Annotated in this window: 8 protein-coding genes and 1 pseudogene; 7 read left to right on the plus strand and 2 right to left on the minus strand. The window is 37.1% G+C overall.

What is annotated here, in order from left to right:
* Nucleotides 1-57 precede the first annotated feature (57 nt).
* The 6 genes from leuD to ACIR131C_RS0105185 all read left to right on the plus strand — a co-directional run bounded on the left by leuD (nucleotide 58) and on the right by ACIR131C_RS0105185 (nucleotide 4296).
* Nucleotides 58-666, plus strand: coding sequence for a 3-isopropylmalate dehydratase small subunit (gene leuD, locus ACIR131C_RS0105160; protein ID WP_028089337.1), 609 nt, complete (start codon nucleotides 58-60; stop codon nucleotides 664-666).
* Nucleotides 667-773: 107 nt separating this feature from the next.
* Nucleotides 774-1247, plus strand: a complete 474-nt coding sequence (locus ACIR131C_RS0105165; protein ID WP_231395393.1) for an EVE domain-containing protein — start codon at nucleotides 774-776, stop codon at nucleotides 1245-1247.
* 119 nt (nucleotides 1248-1366) lie between these two features.
* A complete protein-coding gene (locus tag ACIR131C_RS0105170; protein ID WP_028089339.1) occupies nucleotides 1367-1930 on the plus strand; it encodes a hypothetical protein in 564 nt (187 codons plus the stop codon).
* 214 nt (nucleotides 1931-2144) lie between these two features.
* A complete protein-coding gene (locus ACIR131C_RS0105175; RefSeq protein ID WP_028089340.1) occupies nucleotides 2145-2630 on the plus strand; it encodes a hypothetical protein in 486 nt (161 codons plus the stop codon).
* A gap of 57 nt (nucleotides 2631-2687) precedes the next feature.
* Nucleotides 2688-3080 carry a C6orf136 family protein gene (locus ACIR131C_RS0105180; protein WP_028084735.1) on the plus strand — a complete coding sequence of 131 codons (393 nt, stop codon included), beginning with the start codon at nucleotides 2688-2690 and terminating at the stop codon, nucleotides 3078-3080.
* A 43-nt stretch (nucleotides 3081-3123) separates the two neighbouring features.
* Nucleotides 3124-4296: a TRC40/GET3/ArsA family transport-energizing ATPase gene (locus ACIR131C_RS0105185; RefSeq protein WP_028089341.1), complete on the plus strand. Its 1173-nt coding sequence runs from the start codon at nucleotides 3124-3126 to the stop codon at nucleotides 4294-4296.
* A gap of 119 nt (nucleotides 4297-4415) precedes the next feature.
* Here ACIR131C_RS0105185 and ACIR131C_RS0105190 read toward each other — a convergent pair whose 3' ends face one another.
* Nucleotides 4416-5258, minus strand: a complete 843-nt coding sequence (locus tag ACIR131C_RS0105190; protein WP_028089342.1) for a tetratricopeptide repeat protein — start codon at nucleotides 5256-5258, stop codon at nucleotides 4416-4418.
* A 688-nt stretch (nucleotides 5259-5946) separates the two neighbouring features.
* Here ACIR131C_RS0105190 and ACIR131C_RS0105195 point away from each other — a divergent pair.
* Nucleotides 5947-6393 carry an SRPBCC family protein gene (locus ACIR131C_RS0105195; protein ID WP_028089343.1) on the plus strand — a complete coding sequence of 149 codons (447 nt, stop codon included), beginning with the start codon at nucleotides 5947-5949 and terminating at the stop codon, nucleotides 6391-6393.
* Nucleotides 6394-6448: 55 nt separating this feature from the next.
* On the opposite strand, the pseudogene ACIR131C_RS0105200 reads toward ACIR131C_RS0105195, so the two are convergent.
* Nucleotides 6449-6695: pseudogene (locus ACIR131C_RS0105200) on the minus strand (photosystem II q(b) protein); the annotation flags it as partial.

A 6695-nucleotide genomic window follows, 5' to 3' on the forward strand; every position in this document is an offset into this window, starting at 1 on the left:
TAGAATTGAGTCCCAGATATTCCTTTGTGTCCTTCGTGCCTTCGTGGTTAATTAATTATGGTAAGTGAAGTAAAACAAATATCCAGTCAAGCCGTTCCCCTGCTTGGTAACGACATAGATACCGACCGAATTATACCCGCCCGCTACTTAAAAGCCATTACCTTTGACGACCTAAGAGAGGGGGTATTTGTGGACGACAGAAAAGCCTTAAACGGTGAACACCCATTTGACCAAATCCAATACCAAGGGGCAAATATCCTCATAGTTAACCGCAACTTTGGCTGTGGTTCGTCAAGGGAACACGCACCCCAAGCCCTGGCCAAATGGGGAATCAAAGCCCTCATTGGTGAAAGCTTTGCGGAGATATTCTTTGGTAATTGCGTAGCCATGGGGATACCATGCGTAACGGCTGAAGCAGAGGTAGTTAAACAACTGCAAGAATTAGTTATGGCCAATCCTCAAGCAGTCACTACCATAGATTTGGAAAAATTGCAAGTGGAAATTGGTGATTTTACTGCCTCGGTTGTTATGAGTGAAGGCACAAGAAGCGCCTTTATTAGTGGAACATGGGACGCTTGCGGACAGTTGGTAGCAAATGCTCAACAGGTAAAAGCAACTGCGGCCAAATTACCTTATATTGCTTGGGGCAATTTGGCCGCGAGTTAGTCGCTGTTTGTCTCTGAGGTTGTTTTTATCGAACCACAGAGGCACAGAGGACACGGAGAAAGGAGACGGAAAGGGAATTTTGGTCATATTGAGTTAATTGTTATGAGATGAATAGAATTAATTATTGGTTAATGAAGTCAGAACCAACGGTTTATAGTATTACTGATTTACAGCAGGAAGGTGAGACTATTTGGGACGGTGTGCGTAATTATCAAGCGCGTAATTTTCTCAAACAAATGCAAATGGGGGATTTAGCATTTTTCTATCATTCTAATGCTGAACCTCCAGGAATTTTTGGCCTAATGCGGATAGTTGAAACAGATATTAATGACCCGACACAATTTGATGTTAACAGTAAATATTATGATGCTAAATCAAGTCCTGAATCTCCTCGTTGGCAAACTGTGAAGGTGGAATTTGTAGAAGTTTTTAATCATCCTCTTTCACTATCAACACTCAAAACAAAATTTAAAGATGATGAATTATTAGTAGTAAAAAAAGGTAATCGTTTATCAGTAAATCCTATCATGGAATCAGTCGCAAATAGGATTTTAGAAATGGGAAGGGATATTTATATTTAGATAGCCTAAAAATCCCCAGCCACTCCACCTCTGTGTCCTCTGTGCCTCCGTGGTTCGATAAAAAATATAATTCATCTATCCAAAAAGCGTTAACCTAGATCTAAAGTTCACAAATAATTATGACACCGGAAGAAATAGCGGGTACATTAACGGAGTTATTTAGCGTTGAAGTTGTAAAATCTATAGCCCCTGGTTCTTGGCAAGTAGAAACTACTGATTTTCGATTATTGGTGCTACTTTCAGAAGATCACACTTGGTTGCGGGTATTACTGCCAATTATGCCTTTACAAGAGGCTACAGCATTTCTCACCCAGTTTTTAGAGGCTAATTTTGATGATACTCAAGAAACACGCTACGCTGTTTATGATGGGGTAGTGTGGGGAGTGTTCCAGCATAATAGTGGCACTTTGAGTAATGCAGATTTTACTAATGCGATCGCTCGTCTGATATCATTACATCAAACTGGTGTCAATGATGTTTTTAATAATTTGGTGGAAATTCGTATCCGCGAAATTATTAAAACAGCGAAACAACAGGGACAATCTCTAGAAGCTACTATGCAAAATCTAGACCGTTTTTATGCAGAAGGATTATTAGGAGATATTGACCAAAATCCCCAAGGACGAAAGGAGGTTTTAGCGGCTTGGAGACGACAATTAGAAGGTCTTTGGGAGGAAATGTAATTGAAGTAATAAGGAAATAGAATATCTATTGAGAATTTCTATTTCTTTCTATTTCCTAGAAATACCCTCAATTAACAATTAAGAGTTAAAAAGGCAGATTACACAAGTCTATTACCAGCAATTATTGACCCTTTGACTGTCAATAATTTACCAAGGTTGAGAAGAGAATTTGAATTTTCAAAATTTTTTAAACATCATTTCCAGAATCTAGATCATGACCCTTGCACAAATCCAAACTCAAATCAAAAACCAAGTAGCTAAAATCGAAGAGCAGCAACAAGCTTTATTCGATTCTCAAAAAGAATTATCTTTGCTTTTAGAGCAGAAAAAAATCATGCAACAAGTGGCATATAGAAAGATTAAAGAAGCAGCGCAGTTATTAAAAGCCGCACAAGCTGATTTAGAGTATACAACTGAGGAGATCATAGACATCACTAAATCAGAAATGATCAGCCCTGAAGCAGAAAATGAGTTAAAAACTTCAGAACAATATAACCAGAATAGTTTAACTTTAGGGAATGGAAAAATTGATTTAGAAAAATCTGGATTTAGTATCGCAGAAGGTCAAAAAGAACTGGTTAATGCTATTACGGAGAAACTGGACGATTTTGAATTTGCTTTATCCCGTTTACCTGTGGAAGAAAGAGATTATGCTAGAGTAAAACTACAGTCTGTAATCGGTAATTTCATCAACAAGTAATAAGTAAGTAGGTGAACGGAAAAAAACCGAAATATGATCAACACCAGCACAAAATTTATGGATATTATAGAAACCCTCAAAGCTGATTATCAAAGATTTCCTGTCAATCAAACCTACAGCATTTATGCCCAAGATGTTTATTTTCAAGATGCTGTTTTTAAGTTTCGCGGACTGGAACTTTATAAATGGATGATTAAATTCATTCAGACTTTTTTCCTCAATCTTAAACTGGATTTACATAACATCCAATCTCAGGCAGAAATTATTAAAACTGAATGGACTATGAGTTGGAATTCTCCCCTACCTTGGAAGCCTTATATTTCCGTTTCTGGCTGGAGTGAATTACGTTTGAATGCTGACGGTTTAATTGTTTCTCATATTGACTATTGGTACTGCTCTCGTTTAGATGTAATTAAGCAGCATTTCATTTCTTTGAAAAAACCATCATAATGTAAATAAATGTAAATAAACTTCAGGCAGTAAGGAATCATTGATGCGAGTAATTTTAATGACAGGGAAAGGTGGCGTGGGTAAAACCTCCGTGGCCGCAGCCACTGGACTCCGTTGTGCAGAACTGGGCTATCGGACATTGGTTTTAAGTACAGACCCTGCCCACTCCCTGGCCGACAGCTTTGATATAGAATTAGGACATGATGCCCGTCTCGTGCGTCCTAATTTGTGGGGTGCGGAATTAGACGCACTGCAAGAATTAGAAGGTAATTGGGGGGCTGTGAAACGCTATATCACCCAAGTTTTACAAGCCAGGGGTTTAGACGGAATACAAGCGGAAGAATTGGCAATTTTACCGGGCATGGATGAAATTTTCGGCTTGGTGAGAATGAAACGTCATTATGATGAAGGAGAATATGATGTTTTAATTATTGACTCCGCCCCCACTGGTACAGCATTACGACTGTTAAGTTTGCCGGAAGTTGGTGGTTGGTATATGCGTCGTTTTTACAAACCCTTCCAAAATATTTCCGTTGCCCTCAGACCACTTGTAGAACCTATTTTTAGACCCATTGTTGGTTTTTCTTTACCAGATAAAGAGGTAATGGACGCACCCTATGAATTTTATGAGCAAATTGAAGCTTTGGAAAAAGTTTTAACTGACAATACTCAAACCTCTGTGCGTCTAGTGACGAATCCTGAAAAAATGGTAATTAAAGAATCTCTTCGCGCTCACGCCTATCTAAGTTTGTATAATGTAGCCACAGATTTAGTAATTGCTAACCGAATTATTCCCCAAGAAGTAACAGATCCTTTTTTCCAACGGTGGAAGGAAAATCAAGAACAATACCGTCAAGAAATTCATGATAATTTCTTACCTCTTCCAGTCAAAGAAGTACCTCTATACTCTGAAGAATTGTGTGGTTTACCAGCTTTGGAAAGGTTGAAAGAAACTCTTTACAAAGATGAAGATCCGACTCAAGTTTATTATCAGGAAACTACAATCAAAGTTGTTCAAGACAAAAACCAATACAGTCTAGAATTGTATTTACCCAACATCCCTAAAAGTCAAATTCAACTGAAAAAAACCGGAGATGAATTAAACATCACTATTGGTAATCATCGCCGTAATTTGGTATTACCTCAAGCTTTAGCCGCACTGCAACCAGCAGGAGCAAAAATGGAAGATGATTATCTAAAAATTCGCTTTGCTTGAAGCGTCTAAATTTTTAGACACCCGACTCTTTAAGTAAGTCGGGTATCTGTTTATTTATGCAAGAAAAATATGAATTATCTCTAATTTTGTGCTGTTTTACGTAAGTCCTGAAATCTCAATTATCGTCCCAATTCTTCAATGTTCTTCATTGCTTGTTGATACAAGTCCTTATTTCCTTCTTTATCAAAGATAGCTGCTGCCCGTTGTAGGTCTTTTAATGCCCCCCTTTTATCTCCAATTGCGGCATAGGCGTTACCTCGATTATTAAAAGCAGAACCAAGATTAGGATTAATACGAATTGCTTCATTATAATCAGATATTGCTTTTTGCTGTTCTCCCCTGGCTGCGTAAGCATTACCACGATTGTTATAAGCTACAGCATATTCCTGATTGATCCGAATTGCTTGAGTATAGTCCTCTAAAGCCCCGTTTTTATCACCTTGGTTTGCACGAGCATTACCTCGATTGTTGTAAAATTCGGCGGATTTAGGCTTGATGCTAATAGCTTGATTATAATCTGCGATCGCTCTTATATAATCCCCAATAGATGAAAAAACATTACCACGATTATTGTAAGCTTCCGCATCATTGGCATTTAAACGTAATACCTGATTATAATCGGCGATCGCTCCCTCTTGATTACCAGTATCAAAATAAACCAATCCCCGACCTTTAAATGCTGGTGCATATTCAGGATTAAGTTTAATTGATGTACTATAGGCAGCAATGGCCGCTTGATAATTACCTTTAAAATGTTGAGTTTGTCCCTGAATATAAAATTCCGCATATTTGGATGTTTTTCCTATCTTTCGATTTGGGGTAGTTGCTGATCTTTCTGTCACTAAAATATCTTGATTATTACTACAAGAAATGCAAATTATCCCACTAACAATGGTAAGCATTGCTATAGTAAATGCTTGGTTTATCTGTCGCTGTTTATGTGTCAATAACTGCCATTTCATAATTTACTATAAATCGCTATGATACTTGGAGTAAATCATTTACTAAATTGCTGACTTAATTCTGGAGTATTTTAGCTTTTTGATGAAATGAAATCTAAATGATCAGATTGGTAAATAATTTTATTCAGCTAATTACCCGATATTAATAAATATTGGCAATATTATCCTTTATATCTAGATTATTTCTAATATTACTAAACTATCGCTGATAATTCTGTCAATTTTATGAGCATTTTTAGAAAAAATTTCATACCAGTATATTTACAGCAAATTTTTACCATCCATTAAAAAAGCTCAGAAATAAATACCTGAGCTAATGGTAAACTTAATTATCCTATATTATGAGGTACAGATATTAATGATAAAAATCTTAATGATAAAAATCTTGTGGTGCGGGCATCTTGCCCGCTAAAATTATAGCTCATGCAAATGAAATTTACTGTAATATGCGCTATCAATATTACTTCTCAAACTCCACTATCATATAAAAAATGGATATTTAGCCCAGAAAATTAAAGAAATTTATCAAAAAAATTTATCAAAGATTTTTTCACTTTACAATTAGCGATCGCAGTATAAGATATTCTGAGCATTCTCTGATATTTTAATGAATTTAGAGCCACAATAACCATCTATTTTCGTTATTTTCAGCAGTTTAGGCTACAGGCTAAATTTTAGGTTTTTGTTCATGTTGCACTTTAAACATTCCTCAATCATTAACGCACCAGTAGAAGTAGTTTGGAAATTTCATGAAAGGCCAGACATAATACAATTACTCACCCCACCTTGGCAACCTGTACAAGTAGTCAGACGTGAGGGAGGACTAGAAGCCGGTGCAATTACAGAATTTCGTCTTTTTCTGGGCATTTTACCCTTAACTTGGTTAGCACGTCACACAGACTATGAAAAATATCGTCTGTTTAGCGATAAACAAATATCTGGACCTTTTGATTCCTGGATACATCGTCATGAATTTACGGAGGAAAATGGCAAAACTAGATTAACTGATCATATCACCTATGCCATGCCTGGGGGTAATGGAGTGGAATTTATGAGTGGTTGGTTAGTACAAGCACAGTTAGAAGTCATGTTTCGCTATCGTCATTATGTGACTAAACGCGAATGTGAAAAGTGAACACAAAAAAAGCTACCCTCAAGGGTAGCTTTTTTATTTAACTAGACTCTAGTTATTAACCGTTGATTGCAGGAGCGCTTAAAGCAACAGGAGCAACATCAGCAGCAGCCAAATCTAGAGGGAAGTTGTGAGCATTACGCTCGTGCATTACTTCCATACCTAAGTTAGCGCGGTTGATTACGTCAGCCCATGTAGAAATCACACGACCTTGAGAATCAATTACGGACTGGTTGAAGTTGAATCCGTTCAAGTTGAACGCCATTGTGCTTACACCCAAAGCTGTGAACCAGATACCAACTACT

This window comes from Dolichospermum circinale AWQC131C (assembly GCF_000426905.1).
In the GTDB taxonomy this organism is placed as follows: Bacteria; Cyanobacteriota; Cyanobacteriia; order Cyanobacteriales; family Nostocaceae; genus Dolichospermum; species Dolichospermum circinale.